Source organism: Amphritea sp. HPY, assembly GCF_050870985.1.
In the GTDB taxonomy this organism is placed as follows: domain Bacteria; phylum Pseudomonadota; class Gammaproteobacteria; order Pseudomonadales; family Balneatricaceae; genus Amphritea.
In genome coordinates this window covers 4,423,413-4,441,401 of record NZ_CP194015.1, presented here as the reverse complement: position 1 = coordinate 4,441,401, position 17,989 = coordinate 4,423,413, and the positions used below count along the sequence as shown (strand labels likewise).

The window sequence follows — 17,989 nt, the reverse complement described above, 5'->3', positions numbered from 1 at the left end:
TTCTTTTTATATTATTCTGTACGTTCGAACATCAGATCCCAAACCCCATGTCCGAGGCGCTCGCCCCGCTTCTGGAACTTAGTCACCGGACGCCATTCAGGCTGCGGCGAGAACTGCCCCTCACCCGCTGAATTACTGTAACCGGGTGCAGCGCTCATAACTTCCATCATATGCTCGGCGTAATTTTCCCAGTCCGTCGCCATATGAAACTGACCACCGACTTTAAGCTTCTGACGAATGGTTTCAGCAAAAGCGGCCTGCACAATACGGCGCTTATTATGCTTTTTCTTATGCCACGGATCAGGGAAGAACAGCTGTACGGTATCCAGACTGCCATCCGGCACACATTGCGCCAGTACATCCAGAGCATCGGTATCGAATACCCGGATATTCGTCAGCTCTTCGGTCTTAGCATTATTCAGCAACCGCCCAACACCCGGACGGTGAACTTCAACGCCCAGATAGTTTTTCTCCGGCATCGCTTTGGCCATGGAGATCAGAGAATCCCCCATACCAAAACCGATCTCCAGCACTACAGGCGCTGTCCGACCGTAGACCTCACTGAAGTCCAGCATGCCCTTATCCAGATTAAGCCCCATTGCCGGCCATACTTCTTTATAGGCTTTTTCTTGTGGTTCGGTCATACGACCACCACGGATAACAAAGCTGCGCACCGTACGCATATGCTTCTTTTCTTCGGGTTGTTGCGGAGATTCGTTCTGCTGTTCAGACATTCGACGGGAAACCTTAAAACTATTTGGGTTAAAACATAGCAGCCGCCTGACAGACAACCTGCCTGCGGCTCAATTAGTCAATCAAGTTTAGCCTATGATCAGGCCTTCCATCGGTGACGAAGCGCTGGCATACGCCTTCTTAGGCATACGTCCGGCCAGATAGCCTTCTCGACCCGCTTCAATCGCTTTACGCATTGCAGAGGCCATCAGTACAGGGTTCTGAGCTGCGGCAATCGCAGTATTCATCAGCACGCCTTCACAACCCATCTCCATCGCCAGAGCAGCATCAGATGGCGTACCAACACCGGCATCAACCAGAATCGGCACGTTGGCGTTTTCCATAATGATGCGGATGTTATGAGGATTAAGAATACCCAGGCCGGAACCGATCAGGGAGCCCAGCGGCATAACCGCAACACAACCCATCTCTTCCAGCTGTTTAGCAACAATCGGGTCATCGTTGGTGTAAACCATCACCTTAAAGTTATCGGCAACCAGCTGCTCTGCGGCTTTCAGCGTATCGACGATATTCGGATACAAGGTTTTGTCATCACCCAGCACTTCCAGCTTAACCAGGTCATGACCACCCAGCAGCTCACGGGCCAGTTTACAGGTGCGCACCGCATCTTCTGCGGTATAACAGCCCGCAGTATTTGGCAAAATGGTGTATTTTTCTGGCGAGATCACATCCAGCAGGTTAGGTTCATCCGGATTCTGTCCGATATTGGTACGGCGCACCGCCAGCGTAACAATCTCAGCACCACTGGCTTCAATTGCCGCCCGGGTCTCGTCCATATCTTTATATTTGCCGGTACCCACCAGCAAACGTGATTGATAGGTCTTACCTGCAATTACCAGTGGATCATTCAGTTGCTCAGACATTCTCTCTACCTAAAATCAGTGTTATTTATTATCGCGCAGTGCTGCCAGCTCAGATCGCAGTATTAACCGCCGCCAATAGCATGCACAATTTCTACCCGGTCACCGGCCGACAGTGTCGCTTCGCCATGCTGGCTACGGGGTACAATTTCCAGATTAAGCTCTACCGCAAGGCGGCGTCCGCCCAGCTCCATCTGCTCGACTAAGGCGCTTATTGTTGCACCTTCCTGAATTTCGACTGTGTCACCATTTACCTGGATCTGCATTGATATCCGCCTAACTTTGTCGTTATTTTCAAACTATTGTTATTCTTTATGCCTTAGCATCGCTAAAGCCAACAGCAACCAACCAGCCAATAATAGTAATCCGCCTAACGGGGTTACCGCGCCAAACCATTTAGTACCCGTCAGTGCCAACAGATACAAACTACCGCTAAAACAGCAGATCCCCAGTAGAAACATCAAACCACTGAGCTTAATCAGCCGCGAGGGCCTGCTGTTCAGCAGCACGCCAACCAGCAACAGGGCCAGAGTATGAAACATCTGATACTGCACACCGGTCTGCAAAACCTCATACAACCGTTCCGGTAACGACGGTTTCAGCAAGTGTGCGGCAAATGCACCGGTTGCCACCACAACAAAACCACTTAACGCGGCAAAAAAAAGACACCATCGGGCTGACATTTTTCAGTTCCGGAATTATTCAAGGGGGCTATTCTAGCAGAGCAACAAGGTGGCTATAAACAAAAAAGCCGCACCCAGAACGAGTACGGCTTTAAAGTGTTGCGAGCGTATGCTCAGGCTTCAAGCATCGCCACTTTAATCTTCTTCATGGCATTCTTTTCCAGCTGCCGGATACGCTCAGCTGAAACCTGGTACTGCGCAGCCAGCTCATGCAGTGTCGATTTCTGCTCACTCAGCCAGCGTTGCATCAATATGTCTTTGCTACGCTCATCCAGCTGCCCCATCGCTTCAGCAAGGCGCAGGTTGGAATCAGCTTCCCAGTTTTCATCTTCCAGCTTTCGCGCCGGATCATTACTATGATCTTCGAGGAAATAAGCCGGGCTCTGGTAAGCACGTTCATCATCGTCTCCGACCGACGCGTCAAACGCCATATCGGAACTGCTCATACGACCTTCCATCTGGCGTACAACCGCCTGATCGACCCCCAGGTCTTCGGCCATGGCCTTAACTTCATCGTTAGTCAGCCAGTTAAGACCCTTCTTCTTGCTACGCAGGTTAAAGAACAACTTACGCTGTGCTTTAGTCGTGGCGACTTTAACGATACGCCAGTTACGCAGAATAAATTCGTGCATTTCGGCCTTAATCCAATGCACCGCAAACGATACCAGGCGCACGCCCATAGTCGGGTCGAAACGCTTAACCGCTTTCATCAGACCGACATTGCCTTCCTGAATCAGGTCACCCTGAGATAAGCCGTAACCGGAATACGTCTTGGCTACGTGTACCACGAAACGCATATGCGACATTACCAGACGGCGCGCCGCATCAAGATCATTATCGAAAAAAAGACTCCGCGCCAGTTCGCTTTCCTCTTCTTTAGTAAGAATAGGAATCGCACTAACCGAACGCACATAGGCTTCGAGATTTTGTCCCGGAGACAATGCTTCTACGAGTTGCAGGCTTTTGCCCATTTCACGACCTCAATATTACGAAAACATAACGAATCAAAAATGCACAATTATGACCCGTACTGACCGGAGAAGTTCCGATCTCCCTTATTCAGAACCAACAACCATACCCTTCCTGAGTATAGCGGACCAGATAACATAGCGACTCACCTGGTTTTTGGCAAGTATCTAAAGATAACTTTACCGATATTTACACTACATTAACGCCGCTAACGGGGCTGAATCGCCCGCAAATGCCGGCCAACGGCCAGCCAGGCGCCCATCAGACCCAACAGAATACTCAACGTAAGTAACAGAATTGTTTCAATAAAGCCCAGCCCAATGAGTATAAAGCGACTGTCGTACAGAGTGGCCAGCTCTTCAACCGGGCCGTCCAGCAACAGCAGGCTTATCTGAATCAGCAGCCAGGCTATTATTCCACCAGCCAGGCCAAACCAGACCCCGTCATAAAGAAACGGGCGCCGCACATAAGCATCAGTTGCCCCTACCAGTTTAGCAACCACAATCTCCTCTCGGCGACTCTCAATCGTCAACCGGATGGTATTTCCGACAACGAGCAATACCGCCATCGCAAACAGGCAGGCAAGTACCCATACCGCCCGCTCTGACACTGCAACAAAGGCTTCAAGACGTTGTACCCACTGCATGTCGACGATCGCTTCATCGACCTGCGGAAACGCCTGGAGCTGGGTTTGCAAAACCGGAATCAGCGCAGCAGAAAGCTCCCGCGGCATCACCATAATCACCGCGGGCAGTGGATTCTGTTCAAGGAAATCAAATACTTCACCAAAACCGGACAACCGCTTGAATTCAAGCATGCCCTGCTCAGCGGTAACCAGCTCGGTCGCTGCTACATCATCCCGCAATAACAGCTCTCTACTGAGTTGTTCCGCTTCCTGCTCACTAACCGACAGGTCCAGGTAAAGTGCAATCCGTGGATCACCCTCCCAGCCATCGCTCAGCTGTTGCAGGTTTTTCAATCCAGAATAGAGCGCACCGGGCAGCGCCAGGGAGATCGCCAAAACGGCCAGGGTCATAATAGTCGTCAGCGGCTTAGCCATCAGAGAGTAAAATGATTCTTTTGCTACAGCGCTATGATGGCGCGCGTAACTGCGTCCCCGGTCTGATACTTTCAGATGATGATGCTCGGCACCACGCTGAACCTTGGCTTGTCGCTTTTGCTTCGGCTGAACCCTTACTGCACCTTTCTGGCGAGTGCTATTTTCCATCGCTGATCAGCCTGCCCTGTTGAAGAGTGATTGATCGGTGCGGCATCCGTGCGATCAGGTCCAGATCATGGCTGGCAATCAAGACGGTAGTACCGACCTGATTAAACTGCTGAAACAGTCGCATAATCTCTTCCGAGAGCTGTGGATCCAGGTTTCCGGTCGGCTCATCCGCCAGCAAAAGTTGCGGTTTATGCACGATCGCACGGGCAATACCGATCCGCTGCTGTTCTCCACCGGAAAGAACTACCGGATTCAACTTCTCCTTGCTCAGCAAACCAACCTTATCCAGAGCGGCGCGAGCCCGGCGTGCGGCATCGGCAGGATCAAAGCCACAGATCTGCAAAGGCAGCGCGATATTGTCGAACACCGAGCGGTCAAACAGTAACTTATGATTTTGAAACACTACGCCGATGCGGCGTCGATGATAGGGGATCTGACCGTCGCCCAGGCTGGCCAGATCCTGATCGCCAACCAGCACCCGACCATTGGTCGGACGCTCCATCAGCATTATCAGCTTCATCAGGGTGCTTTTTCCGGCACCGGAATGCCCGGTCAGAAATGCCATCTCGCCCTGCTGCATAGTAAAGTTAACCTGGCTCAGGGCATCATAGCCGTTAGGGTAACGCTTGGTGACATTATCGAAGCTGATCACTCAGTATAAACCTCAGTCAAACAGGGCGGTTACAAACTCCTGAGCCTTAAACGGACGCAGATCGTCCACCTGTTCACCGACACCGATATAACGGATTGGCAGCTCGAGCTGTTTTGCGATAGCAAAGATAATACCGCCTTTTGCCGTGCCGTCCAGCTTGGTCAGGGTGATACCACTAACACCAACTGCTTTCTTGAATAGCGAGGCCTGGCTCATGGCATTCTGGCCGGTACCGGCATCCAGTACCAACATCACTTCATGGGGCGCAGTAGAATCCAGTTTTTTCATTACCCGGACAACCTTTTCAAGCTCCTGCATCAGGTGGTCTTTGTTCTGCAGTCGGCCGGCAGTGTCGGCAATAAGAACATCAACATTCTTCGCTTGAGCCGATTGCAGGGCATCAAACAGCACCGATGCGGAATCGGCTCCGGTATGCTGCGCCACTACCGGTACATCATTACGATCACCCCAGACCTGCAATTGCTCGACCGCAGCGGCCCGGAAAGTATCACCGGCGGCCAGCATGACTGACTTACCCTCGGCCTGAAACTTCTTCGCCAGCTTGCCGATGGTGGTGGTTTTACCCACGCCGTTCACACCGACCATCAGAATCACATACGGACCATCACTGCTGGTGATATCCAGAGGCTGCTCGGCACCGTCCAACAGGCCGGCCAGCTCCTCTTTTAATGCGGCATACAAGGCATCGGCATCCGCCAGCTGCTTCCGCCCGACCCGATCAGTCAGACGACCGATGATTTCACTGGTCGCTTCAACGCCGACATCAGCCATCAGCAACTGGGTTTCAATCTCCTCCAACAGGTCGTCGTCAATCTCTTTCTTACCCAGGAATAGATTACCCAGGCCATCGCTCAGATTAGCCTTGGTCCGACTCAGACCCGACTTAATTCGACCGAAGAAACCTTTTTTCTCTGATGCGGGCTTCTGTTGTAGCTTAGGTTCGGGCGCCGATTCGGGTTCTGGCTCCGGCTCTGCTTGTGCTTCGACTACCGGCTGCTCGGCTATTTCTGGCGCTGACTCTTCAGCTTTTTCAGCTACCGCCTCAGAAATAGCCTGTGCTGAAGGCACTTTCTCCACATCCGCTGAAGGCTCTTCTTCAACATCTTCAGACGGCTCTTCAGCAACTTCAGCGGAAGGCTCGACAATATCCGCAGATAATTTTTGCTCTGCTTCAACTTCAACGGCACTGGTTTCAGACTCCGCAGACGGGCTCTGCGTTAGCGAAGAGCTTTCCTGCTCCGATGCATCAGGAGAGGATTCTTCAGCAGGGACCTGACTGCTCTCATTCTGCTGTGCTTCAGTCTCTGGTGCGGATTGCTTTTCTTGATCAGAACTAAATAAAGATTTCAGCTTCTTAAACATGTCTTATTACTGTCTGCTGTAAGGTCCGGAAATGCAAAAAAACAGGCTCTGCCTTGTTCGATCCCACTTCCGTCCTGTATGTTTCAATAAAGCGCAACATCTTATCACAGCTAGTGCGTTAATAGGCTTGTCTTAAGGTCAAAAAAACAGCAGGAAAATACCATGTCCGATAGCTACGCCCCCCTGTTTAACCGAACCTATCTGAAAGCCGTGTTTTGGATAGTTGCTATTGTGATCGTCCTGCTTTCGGCCGGCGGCAACGACCATAACGATTACGTCAGCATTCAGAAGGCGGATTCCCGCCCGGTGTACTCTGTCACCCTGAATGACAGCCCCAGCCTTCAGCTACAGCTGATATTCCGGCTGGGTGCAGCAATCTCCACTGATCAGCAACTGATGCATAAACTGTTACTTCAATTAATTGAACAACAGCTCGATTCAGCAGAAGCTTCCCGGCTAATGCAGCCGATGCAGATCAGAAATAACATTCAGCTGCAGGATGACCGGCTTACCCTGCAACTAACGATTCCGGCGGGCTTTCTGGATGATCACCAAAGGCTCGCTGAACTGCCCCAACAACTCATCCGGCAGCTGCGGGATATAAACCTTAATGGCACGCTGGAACAACGCTGGAACCGCCTGGAAGCTGAGAGTTACCTGCAACAAAAAGACCCGGAGCAGCACTTGTTGTCAGTATTCGGGGAATTAATCAGTCATGGCCCGGGCGTCCATCCATTACAACGCTTTGCCGACTTTTATCGCTCCCGGATTGAAATATCCCAGTTAACCGTAGCGCTGCACGGCCCCCAGGCCGGCCTGATTGCCCAGGCAATCGGCAAACAACTACCGGATTACCAAAGTAATATTGCGCTTACCAATGTTGCTATACCTCCGATTCAGGAACGGCTGACAGCTTCAGGTAATACACCCTATAGCCTTGCCGGAATGGCGGTACCCGGCAGGCAGCAGGACGGTTTTTTAAAAGAGCTGCTGGCCGTACGCACCTTGCAGACTATGCTGGACAATCAACAAGACCTGAAATACCGCCTGCAATGGAAATCGCTGGACAACAGCGGCTATCTGGCTATGATGCTCCACGGCCCACGGCTACCGCAAAATCCGGCACAACTGAAGCAACAGCTGGCCCCCTTACTGCTGCAGCTGGACGATGACCTGATTGATCAGACCCGGAGCACACTGCAAGATCGTTTTCAGCAGCAGATGGAACAACAGGAAGCCCAGCTGGCGCTGCTTAACAGCATCGCTTTTTATCGACTACCGCTGGACTATATGGCCAACTTCCAGAACAATCTGAGCCAGATCGACAATCAGGCGATTCGCCAGAGGCTCGGCGAATATCTCGACACCGAGCGATTACATTTTATCTATCTACCTGCTTTTTAATAAGGTTTTAACATGGCAAGAAGACGCCCTGAACGGCCAACCCAGAAGGTAGGCGCAGGCAAACAGCAGCTACGGATTATCGGTGGCGAATGGCGCGGCCGAAAACTGAATTTTCCCGCGATAGAAGGTCTGCGACCAACCCCTGACCGGGTCAGGGAAACCCTGTTCAACTGGCTGGCGGCCTACGTACCCGGCGGGCGCTGCCTGGATCTGTTCAGCGGCAGCGGAGCATTAGGCTTTGAAGCGCTGTCCCGGGGCGCAATTCACGCCACAATGATGGATAATTCAGCAGAAGTTATTTACCAGCTACGGCAAAATATTCAGGCCCTGAAAACCCAGAATGCTGAGCTTATCAGCGGTTCCGCCCTGGAGTGGCTGGAAACCCGTAGCAGCGACCTTGAAGGCCGCTATGATGTAGTTTTCCTGGATCCACCATTCCATAAAGGCATGACAGAACCTTGCTGTGAACTGCTGGAAGCAAAAAACCTGCTGGCCGCACACGCCATGATCTATGTGGAAACGGAAAGTGAGCTCAGCGGCCTGAATGTCCCGTCTAACTGGTCGCTGTACCGGGAAAAGAAAGCCGGCCAGGTGACCTATCGCCTGTACGAACGCGGCAATAAGTAACCCGAACGTAAAATCAAAAACGCGCCAATGGCGCGTTTTTTCTTACTAAATTCTCTTACAAAGTAGCGATACCTGATTTACCAGCCCCCTGTTTTTAGAAGGCTTTTTCTAGCCACTAGCAGGAAGGTTTACCTTCCGTTCTAGCGAGTCGCACAGCGACGTTCTAGCTACTGCCCTTATTTAGCAGGCAAAGCATCATCAACATAATACCGGGCTTTCATCTGTTCCAGCTTATCCAACGTATTTCCGTCACTCATTTTAAACACCAGGTCAAACCGCTGACCCGGCTTCACTGTGCCTTTCTGATGTACGATATAGCGGTAGTTTTTACCTTTCGCGTCCTGCGCCAGCAGCCCCATGACTACACCTTTCAAAGGTATATTACCGCGATAGTACCAACGCGTCTGCCAGCTGTTATTGGTTAGCTTAGTCTGTTTCTCCAGCTGCATAGCCTGCTCAACAGATTTAACAAACTGGGCCTGTGATGCCTGCCGGTACTCCTCCTGCTTAGCCTGCTGGTGTTCAGCGTAAGCGCCAATCGCCGTGGTCAGGATAGCGGCAACGCCACCACCCTGGCCCGCAGTCTCAGCATGTTGATTCTGCCGCTTCTGCCACAGGCTATTGTTATCCAGCAACTCACTGGCCCGGGGGTTAATCTTGCCGGGCATGTAGTATTGCTTAACTTTACCGGCCAGCTGACGGGTTTCTGCAGCCCGCTCGGCGTTCACCGGATGGTCATGGGCAAACAAACTACGGGCATTCCCCTGTTGCTGATACTGGCGGGACCAGATCCGGCTGGAGGCATAAGGATCATAGCCCGCCAGTGCGCTATACAAAACGCCTATCTTGTCCGCTTCACGCTCCCGTTCGTGGGTAAACGCAGCCTGATAGCCCTGCCGTCTCACCGAACTTGAGGAGGTCAGCATGCTCAGCTGTTGATGAGTCTGCCGTTCACCTACATGGTTGGCTACCGTATGGGCAATCTCATGACCGATCACCGCGGCAACCTCATCATCACTAAGTTGCTTCATCAACTCCAGATGAACCACGATATAGGTGCCACCGGTGGTAAAAGCATTAAAGGAATCCCGATCAATCAGCACCGGCTGCCAACGCTCCCGGCTCAGGTGGCTGATTCCATGAATCCGGTCAAAAATAGTAACCAAACGGCGGTACTGGGTTCGGCTCAGCTCAGCATCGACTTTACGTTTTTGCTGCTTTTCCTTAACCAGCATCTGCTCCACCGCGGCATTGCCCTGACTAATCTGAGCATTACGGTCAGCCATACTCAAAGTTCGTTGCCCGGTAACCCGGTCGGTTTCTGAAACCGATTCCGCGGCGTTATAAAGTCCTTTGTCGATACTCTGTAACGCCTGACAACCACTGAGAAACAGCGTTACAAACAGCAACGAAAGAATCCGTAATGGGTATCTGTTGATACTTTTCACTATCACCACCATCTCGCTATCAAAAGCCAATATTGCATTTTGGAATTAAAAGAATAATTCTTATAACTGTTTTGCAACAGCACATTCCATTATTGTATTTGTGAATAACTCACATTTCAGCTAATATCGCGCACTTGCGGATTTGCTAATATTCATTCAAGCAGAGTAACTGTGAATTAAAGATGAACATTGCAGTATACCCGGGTACTTTTGACCCAATTACTAATGGCCATTCAGACCTTGTAGAACGTGCAGCCAAACTGTTCGACAAAGTCGTGGTATCAATTGCAGCCAGCCCTAAAAAAGCGCCGCTGTTGCCTCTGGAGCAGCGGGTTGAACTGGTCGAAACGGTAACCGCACATCTGGACAATGTAATCGTTATTGGCTTTGACTGCCTGCTTGCTGATCTGGTCGCGCAGCATGATGCCAATATCATCCTGCGGGGTCTGCGTGCAGTATCTGATTTCGAATATGAATTTCAGCTGGCAAACATGAATCGCAAGCTGGCACCGGAAGCTGAGAGCATATTTCTCACCCCGGCCGAGCATCTGTCATTTATTTCATCCACCCTGATTCGCGAGATTGCGAGCCTGGGCGGAGATGTTGAACAATTTGTGCACCCGGCAGTCCATCAGGCTTTGAAGGACCAGTTCGGGCACTAAATTTTAGTAATTACGAGTTAGTGAGGTAGCCACAATGGCATTAATAATCACAGATGAATGCATTAACTGTGACGTATGTGAGCCGGAATGCCCTAATGAGGCGATCACTCCGGGTGACGAGATCTATGAGATCGAACCTTCTAAATGTACTGAGTGCGTAGGCCACTACGACACCCCTCAGTGTGTTGAAGTATGTCCGGTAGACTGTATTCCAAAAGATCCGGATCATGTAGAAAGCCAAGATCAGCTGATGGAAAAGTACAAGGTACTAACTGGCCAGTAAGCGATAGATCATAAAAAAAGCAGGCTATATGCCTGCTTTTTTATTGCCTGTCAGATAGTAAGAGAGAGCTCATTCAAAGCGAATTTGTCATCCAGTAAACGCCCCACTGCAGTGCCTCCAGTCTCTGGTCCTCCCTTCTCAGCACCTCCTTTCTCAGCGCCACCCGTCGCCAGATGGTAAGCGTACTGCATGTGCAGGCAGCGTACTTTATCCCAGTGACGAATACCGCCGATACCGTAACTGTTGAACAGCTCAGTAAAGCCCAGTTCGTCGATTCGCAGACGGTCCTGTTGTGCCATTTTGTCCCAGCGCAATTGCACATAGCGCTGCTGATCCGCAAGATGTGCTTCTCTGAGCTCTTCATCCTGTTCAATCTGCTGCTCAATCAGTTTTACTTCGCCCGCAGTTTCTATCTCAGCAATCGCCTGATACAGGTCTTTCGAACACAACCAGTACAATGTCGGAAATGGCTGGTCTTCCACCAATGAACGCATCTGCAATACCGCAGGTACTCCGGCATCGGTCTGCCAGGCGATATCAACAATCCCCCGGGGCTTGCGGCCCAGCTGCTGTTCAATAATAACTAACTGTTGTTCGGTTAAAGACACCTTCAGCTCCTGTCCAGGTATTCAGCGAGGGTTACCACCTCTTCCCCTGCAACCGGCACCCGGGCCGGCATAATCAGGGCACAATTATCAAACGGAGCGGCGACCAGCTGCTGATCATCGACCGCGATCAGTTCACCTTTAGCAAACCGCTCGAACCCCTTAAAGGGTTCAATAAAACGAAACTGTTCTGTTTCGGCGGCCAGCACCCGGTCGATACGGTAATGACCCGCAGAGTGATCCGGTGCATGACTCCACTCGGGCAATACCTGCGCGGAATCCAGCATATTATGCCCGGCAATAAATCGCAGTGTGACCGCTATCGCCTGCTCTGTCGCAGCATGGGAAAAATGCTGGCCGCATTCAGCAACTATAGAGGCGCCTGCCGGAGCAGTTCGTTCATGGTGAGAAATCAACATCCCGGTGTGATAGCTATCAAGATCATATAGCAGGTGTGGAAACGGATAATCGAGCCGATCAGCAAAACCTCTGTTCCTATGGTTATCCGGATAGATCAGCATCGGCGCCACCGCGTGACTGGTAGAGTGCAGATCCAGTACGCTGTCTGCGGCCTCAATATAGGGCCGTAGCTCACGGGCACGATGAGCCTCCCGGGTTTGCGGATTGTCCAGACAGGCCTGCTGCCAGCTCCGGTTCATATCCTCATCCAGACAACGGCTGGCAAAAGGCCGTTGCGGATCAAAGTTTTGATAGGCGGCCGGATTCGCAAAAACCAGGGTTAGTGCTCCTTGTACCGGCCTTATATCATGTTCCAACAGATAAAGCAGAGCGTTTGCACCACAAATCTCATTGCCATGGGTCAGCGCAACAAGGGTTAATTCACTGCCTTCAACACCCGAATCGATCCGATGCACATAATCCACACCACAATTACCAGCGCGATAAGCAGTAATATCCCGTGGCAGCAGCTCAATTGGCGCATCGGTTTCAACGATAGAAAATCGGCAGGGAGGTGCAGACATATAATTCAGACACTCGGTAAACAGATCGATAAGCAAAAAAACAATTGTACCGCAGCTGGAGAGTAAGCGGCAGCTAGACTACCGCGTATTGTTCATCCCGTCCCAGCCAGCGCTGAATAATGGCATCCGTCAGTTGTGGATCCGCCGCGATCTGACTGGCAACCTGCTTTACCCGGGTCAGCAGATCACTGTCACGCTGCAGGTCAGCAACCCGAAAGGCCATCATCCCGGTCTGCCGGGTTCCCAGCACTTCGCCCGGTCCACGCAGTTCAAGATCTTTCTCTGCGATACGGAAGCCATCGCTGGTTTCGCGCATCACTCCAAGACGCTCACGCCCCTGCTGGGAAAGCGGCGCATGGTACATCAACAGACAGAAGCTCTCGACCGAACCCCGACCTACCCTGCCCCGGAGCTGGTGCAACTGGGCAAGGCCCAGCCGCTCAGGATTTTCAATAATCATGACGCTGGCATTGGGTACATCGACCCCCACCTCAATTACCGTCGTCGCCACTAACAGATCGATCTCGGCAGCCTTATAGCTGGCCATAATTGCCGCCTTCTCAGCCGGCTTCATACGCCCATGTACCAGACCGACCCGCAGCTCAGACAAGGCTTCTTTAAGCTCTTCGGCGGTCACTTCGGCAGCCTGACACTGCAATGCCTCCGACTCTTCAATCAAAGTACAGACCCAGTACACTTGCCGTCCCTGCACACAGGCGTCCCGCACCCGTTGTACCACGTCGGCGCGACGCTGATCAGAGATCACCACGGTAACTACCGGCGTTCTCCCGGGGGGGAGTTCATCAATTACCGAGCAGTCCAGATCGGCGTAGGCGCTCATCGTCAGGGTCCGCGGGATCGGCGTTGCCGTCATTATCAACTGATGCGGCGCCCGCAAATCAGTGCGGCCTTTCTCCCTTAGCGCTAAGCGCTGATGCACCCCGAACCGATGCTGTTCATCAACCACCACCAAACCCAGGTTGGCGAAACTGACCTCATCCTGGAACAGGGCGTGGGTACCGACCACAACCTGCGCCTCACCGCTGACGATAGCATCGAGTTGTAGCTGACGCTTTTTTCCTTTCAGCTTGCCGGCCAGCCAGGCAACTTTAAGCCCCAGCGGCTCAAGCCAGGCGGTAAAGTTAATAAAGTGCTGCTCGGCCAGAATTTCGGTTGGCGCCATCACCGCCGCCTGAAAGCCGCCTTCTACTGCCTGCAGGGCCGCCAGGGCGGCAACAACCGTCTTACCTGAGCCGACGTCGCCCTGAACCAGACGCAGCATAGGAAAGGGCTGGGACAGATCGGCCGCGATTTCAGCCGAGACTCGCTGCTGCGCCCCGGTGAGCGGAAAGGGCAACTGTTCCAGGAATCCCTGCGTATAACGGCCCGAGCCCTGCAATAACGGCGCTCCCTGCTGCCGGGTCCGGTTACGTAACTTGAGTAACGACAGATGGTGCGCCAGCAGTTCTTCAAATGCCAACCGGCGCTGCGCCGGATGATAACCATCCAGCAGTAGCTCCTGATCGGCATCCACAGGCGGACGGTGCAGGTAGCTGATCGCATCATTCAAAGGCGGTAACTGCCATTGCTGGCGCAGGTGATCAGGAATCAGTTCGGTCAGTGATCCGGATTTCAGATATTCCAGTGCGCCATCGGTCAATGCCCGTAGCCGGCCCTGGTTCAGCCCTTCGGTGGTGGGATAGATCGGTGTCAGCGACTCTTCAACCGGTGTAACCACATCCTCATCGACTCTTCGGTATTCCGGATGGTAGATCTCCAGGCCACTGGCACCAGTGCGTATCTCCCCGAAACAACGTAAGCGGGTGCCGGGCTTTAGATTATTTTTTTGCGCCGCACTGAAATGAAAAAACCGCAAGCTTACCGTACCGGTGCCATCCTGCAGCCGGCACACCAGGCTGCGGCGACGCCCCATGACGATATCGGCGACTTTGATCTCACCTTCAACCACACCTTCATCACCGGGACGCAATGAACCGATCGGCATAATCCGGGTTCGGTCCTGGTATCGGGAGGGCAGATGGAACAGCAGATCCTGCAGCGTCAGGATATCCAGTTTTTGTAACTTCTGCGCCAGCGCCGCCCCTACCCCTTTAAGGACAGTGACCGGCTGACTGGCAAGCGAGCTAAGATCCATCTCAGTTATCGGCACCAAATACCGGACAACTGTTGATCGCTTCGATCAGCAGATCGATCGCCTGCGGCCGGGGGAAACTGGCCCGCCAGGCGATACCGACAGTCCGGGTTGGTTGCGGCTTCTTAAACGGGCGGGTGACCACCATATCGGAGCGATAATGACCACCGGTGGCTGATTTAGGTATCACGCTGGACCCCAGACCTGATGCAACCATCATGCGTATAGTTTCCAGCGAGCTGCCCTCTGTCACCATGTGCCGGTCGGATTTCCCGCCGCTCAGAGTTGGACACGCTTCCAGTACCTGGTCCCGGAAGCAGTGCCCCTCGCCGAGCAGCAACAGGTCCTGCTCGTGCAAGGCCTGACTATCAATCTGTTCTTTACCCGACAATGGATGATCTTTCGGCAACAGCATCATAAAAGGCTCATCATAGAGCGGCCGGGTCAGGATATCCGGCTCATCAAACGGCAGCGCGACAATGATCGCATCCAGCTCGCCATTACGAATTTTAGGACGCAGGTTTTCGGTAAAGTTCTCTTCGATATAGAGCGGCATTTTCGGTGCCCGCTGCTGCATCTGCGGCACCAGATGGGGAAAAAGGTAAGGCCCGATAGTATAGATAGCACCGACCCGCAGCGGACTGGCCAGCTGATCCTTGCCCTCCTGAGCCAGATCTTTAATAGATTCGGCCTGCTCCAGTACGGTCTGTGCCTGACGCACAACTTTCTGCCCCACCGGGGTAACCCGAACCGCATGCTTACTGCGTTCAAACAGCGCTGTGCCCAATTCTTCTTCCAGCTTTTTAACCGCAATACTCAAAGTCGGCTGGCTGACAAAACAGCGCTCAGCGGCACGACCGAAATGTTGTTCCTGAGCCAGGGTAACGATGTAACGTAGCTCGGTCAGCGTCATGCTGGAGATTCCTCTGTTATGATGTTGCCTGTTGCCTTAAAGAGCAGGACATTACCTTGAGCAAACATCAGATTCTTATTGCCGGCTGTGGCGATATTGGTTCAGCACTGGGATGCGAACTCGCAGCCCAGGGCCACCGGATAGCAGGCCTTCGTCGTAATATAAACCAGCTACCGCCGGTGATCCAAGGAATTGCTGCCGATCTCTGCAATCTGCCTGTGTTACAGCAGACACTACAGCAACTTACCAACAAGATCGACATCGTAGTATACGCTGTTGCCGCGGGGAAAAGAGATGAGCAACGTTACCGGGAAGCCTATCCCGAAGGCCTGAAAAACCTGCTGACGGCATTGCAGAACAGCGGCCATACCCCAAAGCAGCTGCTCTTTGTTTCCAGCACCGCGGTATACCAGCAATCTGAGCATCAGTGGATAGATGAAACATCTGCCACCGAACCTGAAGGTTTTTCCGGCCAGATCATGCTGCAAGCCGAACAACTGGCATTGAACAACGCTATTCCCGGTTGCGTTGTGCGCTTCAGCGGCATTTATGGCCCCGGGCGCAACTATATGTTGAATCAGGTCAGCCAGGGAATCGGTTATCCACAAGCCCCCCTGAGTTACAGCAACCGGATCCATCGGGATGATTGTGTCGGTGTGCTGCAGCACCTGATCGATAAAGTAGGTAATGAAACGCTGGAACCGGTCTATCTGGCCAGTGATTGCTCACCCACGCCGTTACACGAAGTAACTGACTGGCTGGCAGAGCAGCTGGGTACAACAATAACTGAGCCGAGCGCGCGCCGGGTCATTGGCAGTAAACGCTGCAACAACCAACGCTTACTGGACAGCGGTTACCAATTCAAATTTCCGGATTTTCGTCAGGGTTACCAACAGCTGATCAAAGACTTCAGCGCCTGATCAGCTATCGATATGGGTGTCCCGCAACTGCGGGTCCAGGTCTTTCGGAGTATTGCTGTGATGATAATACTGGTAACGGTTCAGGCGGTATTCCAGTAAGCGGAACAGACCGATGACCAGCGCACTGATCCCCAGATAAACCAGGCCCGCCGCCAGGAACATCTCCAGTGGCGTATAGGTCCGGGCGATAATTGTACGCGCCATACCCGTCAGATCGAGCAAGGTAATAGTACTGGCCAGCGCACTACTCTTGAGCATCAGAATGACTTCATTACCATACGCAGGCAGCGCGATACCGAATGCCCGTGGCAGAATGATGCGACGAATCTGTATCGGCTTACTCATACCAACCACCTCTGCCGCCTCAATCTCGCCGACAGGAATGGCCTGAATCGCACTGCGGAACAGTTCCGCACTATAGGCTGCGGTATTCAGGCTGAAAGCGATAATGGCACACCAGTAGGCTTCTTTAAGCACCGGCCAGAAGATCGATTCACGGACCACATCAAACTGTGATGCCCCGTAATAAACCAGGAATATCTGAACCAGCAGCGGCGTGCCACGGAAGAAATAGATAAAACAGAACGGCAGAAACTGTACCAGACGATTGGTCGAAGCTCGCATCAACGCCAGCGGTATAGCCAGGGCAATACCGGTCAGGCCGGAGATTAGAACCAGCTCCAGAGTCAGCCAGGCACCGTCCAGCAGACGGGGAAAGTATTGAAAGATAACACCCCATTCCCAGCTCATGAGTTTCTCCCCCGGGCTGCAGGATTAGCTGCTCGCTCCATCAGCATTGTCACTGCGGTCGCAACAGCAGTCAGAAGAAGGTAGATAAAGGCCGCAATCATAAAGAATGTAAAAGGCTCTTTGGTCGCGCTGATCGCCACCTGCGCCTGACGCATAATATCGTTCAAACCGACCACTGATACCAGCGCGGTATCTTTCATCAGCACCTGAAACAGGTTACCTAAACCGGGAATCGCCAGACGCCAGACCTGGGGCAGGATTATCCTGAAAAAGGTTTTCACCGGACTCATACCGCAAGCCAGACCCGACTCCCACTGACCTTTTGGAATCTCCATCATCGCCATCCGGAAAACCTCTGTCGCATAAGCGCCAAAGGCGATCGACAGCGCGGCAACACCGGCAATAAACGGACCTATCTCAATGTATTCGTCGTAACCAAACCATCCCGCCATCCACATCAGCAGCTGAGCGCCACCAAAGTAGATAGTCAGTACCAACAACAACTCAGGCAAGCCACGCACAATCGTGGTATAGCCGGTTGCGATCCAGCGTGCCAGACGGTTATCGGAGAGTTTAGCCGCCGCGCCCATTAAGCCGAACACCAGGCCAACCGCCAGACTCGCCAAAGCCAGTTGTATAGTTACCCAGGTACCCGAGATCAGGAGATGGCCAAAGCCTTGCAGATCCATGAATTAAAGCCTGTTGGAGTCGCTT

20 protein-coding genes are annotated in these 17,989 nt (G+C 52.5%); 5 read left to right on the top strand and 15 right to left on the bottom strand.

The window, feature by feature from the left end; all coding sequences use genetic code 11:
• Positions 1-11 precede the first annotated feature (11 nt).
• From trmB to ftsY, 8 genes are all read right to left on the bottom strand, one after another.
• On the bottom strand, positions 12-734 hold the full coding sequence (gene trmB, locus ACQUQM_RS19685) for a tRNA (guanosine(46)-N7)-methyltransferase TrmB (protein WP_432471575.1): 723 nt from the start codon (positions 732-734) through the stop codon (positions 12-14).
• Positions 735-821: 87 nt separating this feature from the next.
• The gene (locus tag ACQUQM_RS19680; RefSeq protein ID WP_432471574.1) at positions 822-1,616 is read right to left on the bottom strand and encodes a thiazole synthase; all 795 of its coding nucleotides are present in this window, start codon (positions 1,614-1,616) and stop codon (positions 822-824) included.
• Positions 1,617-1,678: 62 nt separating this feature from the next.
• A complete protein-coding gene (thiS, locus tag ACQUQM_RS19675) occupies positions 1,679-1,879 on the bottom strand; it encodes a sulfur carrier protein ThiS (protein WP_432471573.1) in 201 nt (66 codons plus the stop codon).
• Positions 1,880-1,918: 39 nt separating this feature from the next.
• The gene (locus tag ACQUQM_RS19670; RefSeq protein WP_432471572.1) at positions 1,919-2,296 is read right to left on the bottom strand and encodes a DUF423 domain-containing protein; all 378 of its coding nucleotides are present in this window, start codon (positions 2,294-2,296) and stop codon (positions 1,919-1,921) included.
• Between the two features lie 113 nt (positions 2,297-2,409).
• Positions 2,410-3,267, bottom strand: coding sequence for an RNA polymerase sigma factor RpoH (rpoH, locus tag ACQUQM_RS19665; RefSeq protein WP_432471571.1), 858 nt, complete (start codon positions 3,265-3,267; stop codon positions 2,410-2,412).
• Positions 3,268-3,473: 206 nt separating this feature from the next.
• Positions 3,474-4,493, bottom strand: coding sequence for a permease-like cell division protein FtsX (ftsX, locus tag ACQUQM_RS19660; RefSeq protein WP_432471570.1), 1,020 nt, complete (start codon positions 4,491-4,493; stop codon positions 3,474-3,476).
• The gene (gene ftsE / locus ACQUQM_RS19655) at positions 4,483-5,145 is read right to left on the bottom strand and encodes a cell division ATP-binding protein FtsE (protein WP_432471569.1); all 663 of its coding nucleotides are present in this window, start codon (positions 5,143-5,145) and stop codon (positions 4,483-4,485) included. Before ftsE ends, ftsX begins: the two co-directional genes overlap by 11 nt.
• Before the next feature lie 12 nt (positions 5,146-5,157).
• The gene (ftsY, locus tag ACQUQM_RS19650; protein WP_432471568.1) at positions 5,158-6,528 is read right to left on the bottom strand and encodes a signal recognition particle-docking protein FtsY; all 1,371 of its coding nucleotides are present in this window, start codon (positions 6,526-6,528) and stop codon (positions 5,158-5,160) included.
• A gap of 162 nt (positions 6,529-6,690) precedes the next feature.
• Between ftsY and ACQUQM_RS19645 the strand changes: the two genes are divergently transcribed.
• On the top strand, positions 6,691-7,932 hold the full coding sequence (locus ACQUQM_RS19645; RefSeq protein WP_432471567.1) for a hypothetical protein: 1,242 nt from the start codon (positions 6,691-6,693) through the stop codon (positions 7,930-7,932).
• A gap of 12 nt (positions 7,933-7,944) precedes the next feature.
• Positions 7,945-8,559: a 16S rRNA (guanine(966)-N(2))-methyltransferase RsmD gene (gene rsmD / locus ACQUQM_RS19640; protein WP_432471566.1), complete on the top strand. Its 615-nt coding sequence runs from the start codon at positions 7,945-7,947 to the stop codon at positions 8,557-8,559.
• Positions 8,560-8,735: 176 nt separating this feature from the next.
• Here the strand turns inward: rsmD and ACQUQM_RS19635 are convergent, their stop codons facing one another.
• Entirely contained in the window at positions 8,736-10,007 is a 1,272-nt protein-coding gene (locus tag ACQUQM_RS19635; RefSeq protein WP_432471565.1) for a M48 family metallopeptidase, read from the bottom strand.
• A gap of 182 nt (positions 10,008-10,189) precedes the next feature.
• Between ACQUQM_RS19635 and coaD the strand changes: the two genes are divergently transcribed.
• Both coaD and ACQUQM_RS19625 read left to right on the top strand, forming a co-directional pair.
• Positions 10,190-10,669, top strand: a complete 480-nt coding sequence (gene coaD, locus ACQUQM_RS19630) for a pantetheine-phosphate adenylyltransferase (RefSeq protein WP_432471564.1) — start codon at positions 10,190-10,192, stop codon at positions 10,667-10,669.
• Positions 10,670-10,703: 34 nt separating this feature from the next.
• Positions 10,704-10,952, top strand: coding sequence for a YfhL family 4Fe-4S dicluster ferredoxin (locus tag ACQUQM_RS19625; RefSeq protein WP_432471563.1), 249 nt, complete (start codon positions 10,704-10,706; stop codon positions 10,950-10,952).
• Between the two features lie 50 nt (positions 10,953-11,002).
• Here the strand turns inward: ACQUQM_RS19625 and ACQUQM_RS19620 are convergent, their stop codons facing one another.
• The 4 genes from ACQUQM_RS19620 to ACQUQM_RS19605 form a co-directional block, all read right to left on the bottom strand.
• A complete protein-coding gene (locus ACQUQM_RS19620; protein WP_432471562.1) occupies positions 11,003-11,560 on the bottom strand; it encodes a DUF501 domain-containing protein in 558 nt (185 codons plus the stop codon).
• A 2-nt stretch (positions 11,561-11,562) separates the two neighbouring features.
• Positions 11,563-12,540, bottom strand: coding sequence for a hypothetical protein (locus ACQUQM_RS19615; protein ID WP_432471561.1), 978 nt, complete (start codon positions 12,538-12,540; stop codon positions 11,563-11,565).
• Positions 12,541-12,613: 73 nt separating this feature from the next.
• Positions 12,614-14,695, bottom strand: a complete 2,082-nt coding sequence (gene recG, locus ACQUQM_RS19610) for an ATP-dependent DNA helicase RecG (RefSeq protein WP_432471560.1) — start codon at positions 14,693-14,695, stop codon at positions 12,614-12,616.
• Between the two features lies 1 nt (position 14,696).
• On the bottom strand, positions 14,697-15,605 hold the full coding sequence (locus ACQUQM_RS19605; protein WP_432471559.1) for a hydrogen peroxide-inducible genes activator: 909 nt from the start codon (positions 15,603-15,605) through the stop codon (positions 14,697-14,699).
• A gap of 56 nt (positions 15,606-15,661) precedes the next feature.
• Here ACQUQM_RS19605 and ACQUQM_RS19600 point away from each other — a divergent pair, with 56 nt between their 5' ends.
• On the top strand, positions 15,662-16,525 hold the full coding sequence (locus tag ACQUQM_RS19600) for an SDR family oxidoreductase (RefSeq protein ID WP_432471558.1): 864 nt from the start codon (positions 15,662-15,664) through the stop codon (positions 16,523-16,525).
• Here ACQUQM_RS19600 and ACQUQM_RS19595 read toward each other — a convergent pair whose 3' ends face one another.
• Together ACQUQM_RS19595 and ACQUQM_RS19590 are read right to left on the bottom strand one after the other, a co-directional pair.
• Positions 16,526-17,275: an ABC transporter permease gene (locus ACQUQM_RS19595; protein WP_432471557.1), complete on the bottom strand. Its 750-nt coding sequence runs from the start codon at positions 17,273-17,275 to the stop codon at positions 16,526-16,528.
• Positions 17,272-17,964, bottom strand: a complete 693-nt coding sequence (locus ACQUQM_RS19590) for an ABC transporter permease (protein ID WP_432471556.1) — start codon at positions 17,962-17,964, stop codon at positions 17,272-17,274. The genes ACQUQM_RS19595 and ACQUQM_RS19590 overlap by 4 nt, the downstream gene beginning before the upstream one ends.
• Positions 17,965-17,989: the final 25 nt, after the last annotated feature.

What these genes read in the sequence shown, in the direction of transcription:
- trmB (WP_432471575.1), bottom strand. Translation starts at nt 734, where the DNA reads ATGTCTGAACAGCAGAACGAATCTCCGCAACAACCCGAAGAAAAGAAG.
- ACQUQM_RS19680 (WP_432471574.1), bottom strand. Translation starts at nt 1,616, where the DNA reads ATGTCTGAGCAACTGAATGATCCACTGGTAATTGCAGGTAAGACCTAT.
- thiS (WP_432471573.1), bottom strand. Translation starts at nt 1,879, where the DNA reads ATGCAGATCCAGGTAAATGGTGACACAGTCGAAATTCAGGAAGGTGCA.
- ACQUQM_RS19670 (WP_432471572.1), bottom strand. Translation starts at nt 2,296, where the DNA reads ATGTCAGCCCGATGGTGTCTTTTTTTTGCCGCGTTAAGTGGTTTTGTT.
- rpoH (WP_432471571.1), bottom strand. Translation starts at nt 3,267, where the DNA reads ATGGGCAAAAGCCTGCAACTCGTAGAAGCATTGTCTCCGGGACAAAAT.
- ftsX (WP_432471570.1), bottom strand. Translation starts at nt 4,493, where the DNA reads ATGGAAAATAGCACTCGCCAGAAAGGTGCAGTAAGGGTTCAGCCGAAG.
- ftsY (WP_432471568.1), bottom strand. Translation starts at nt 6,528, where the DNA reads ATGTTTAAGAAGCTGAAATCTTTATTTAGTTCTGATCAAGAAAAGCAA.
- ACQUQM_RS19645 (WP_432471567.1), top strand. Translation starts at nt 6,691, where the DNA reads ATGTCCGATAGCTACGCCCCCCTGTTTAACCGAACCTATCTGAAAGCC.
- rsmD (WP_432471566.1), top strand. Translation starts at nt 7,945, where the DNA reads ATGGCAAGAAGACGCCCTGAACGGCCAACCCAGAAGGTAGGCGCAGGC.
- coaD (WP_432471564.1), top strand. Translation starts at nt 10,190, where the DNA reads ATGAACATTGCAGTATACCCGGGTACTTTTGACCCAATTACTAATGGC.
- ACQUQM_RS19625 (WP_432471563.1), top strand. Translation starts at nt 10,704, where the DNA reads ATGGCATTAATAATCACAGATGAATGCATTAACTGTGACGTATGTGAG.
- ACQUQM_RS19615 (WP_432471561.1), bottom strand. Translation starts at nt 12,540, where the DNA reads ATGTCTGCACCTCCCTGCCGATTTTCTATCGTTGAAACCGATGCGCCA.
- recG (WP_432471560.1), bottom strand. Translation starts at nt 14,695, where the DNA reads ATGGATCTTAGCTCGCTTGCCAGTCAGCCGGTCACTGTCCTTAAAGGG.
- ACQUQM_RS19605 (WP_432471559.1), bottom strand. Translation starts at nt 15,605, where the DNA reads ATGACGCTGACCGAGCTACGTTACATCGTTACCCTGGCTCAGGAACAA.
- ACQUQM_RS19595 (WP_432471557.1), bottom strand. Translation starts at nt 17,275, where the DNA reads ATGAGCTGGGAATGGGGTGTTATCTTTCAATACTTTCCCCGTCTGCTG.
- ACQUQM_RS19590 (WP_432471556.1), bottom strand. Translation starts at nt 17,964, where the DNA reads ATGGATCTGCAAGGCTTTGGCCATCTCCTGATCTCGGGTACCTGGGTA.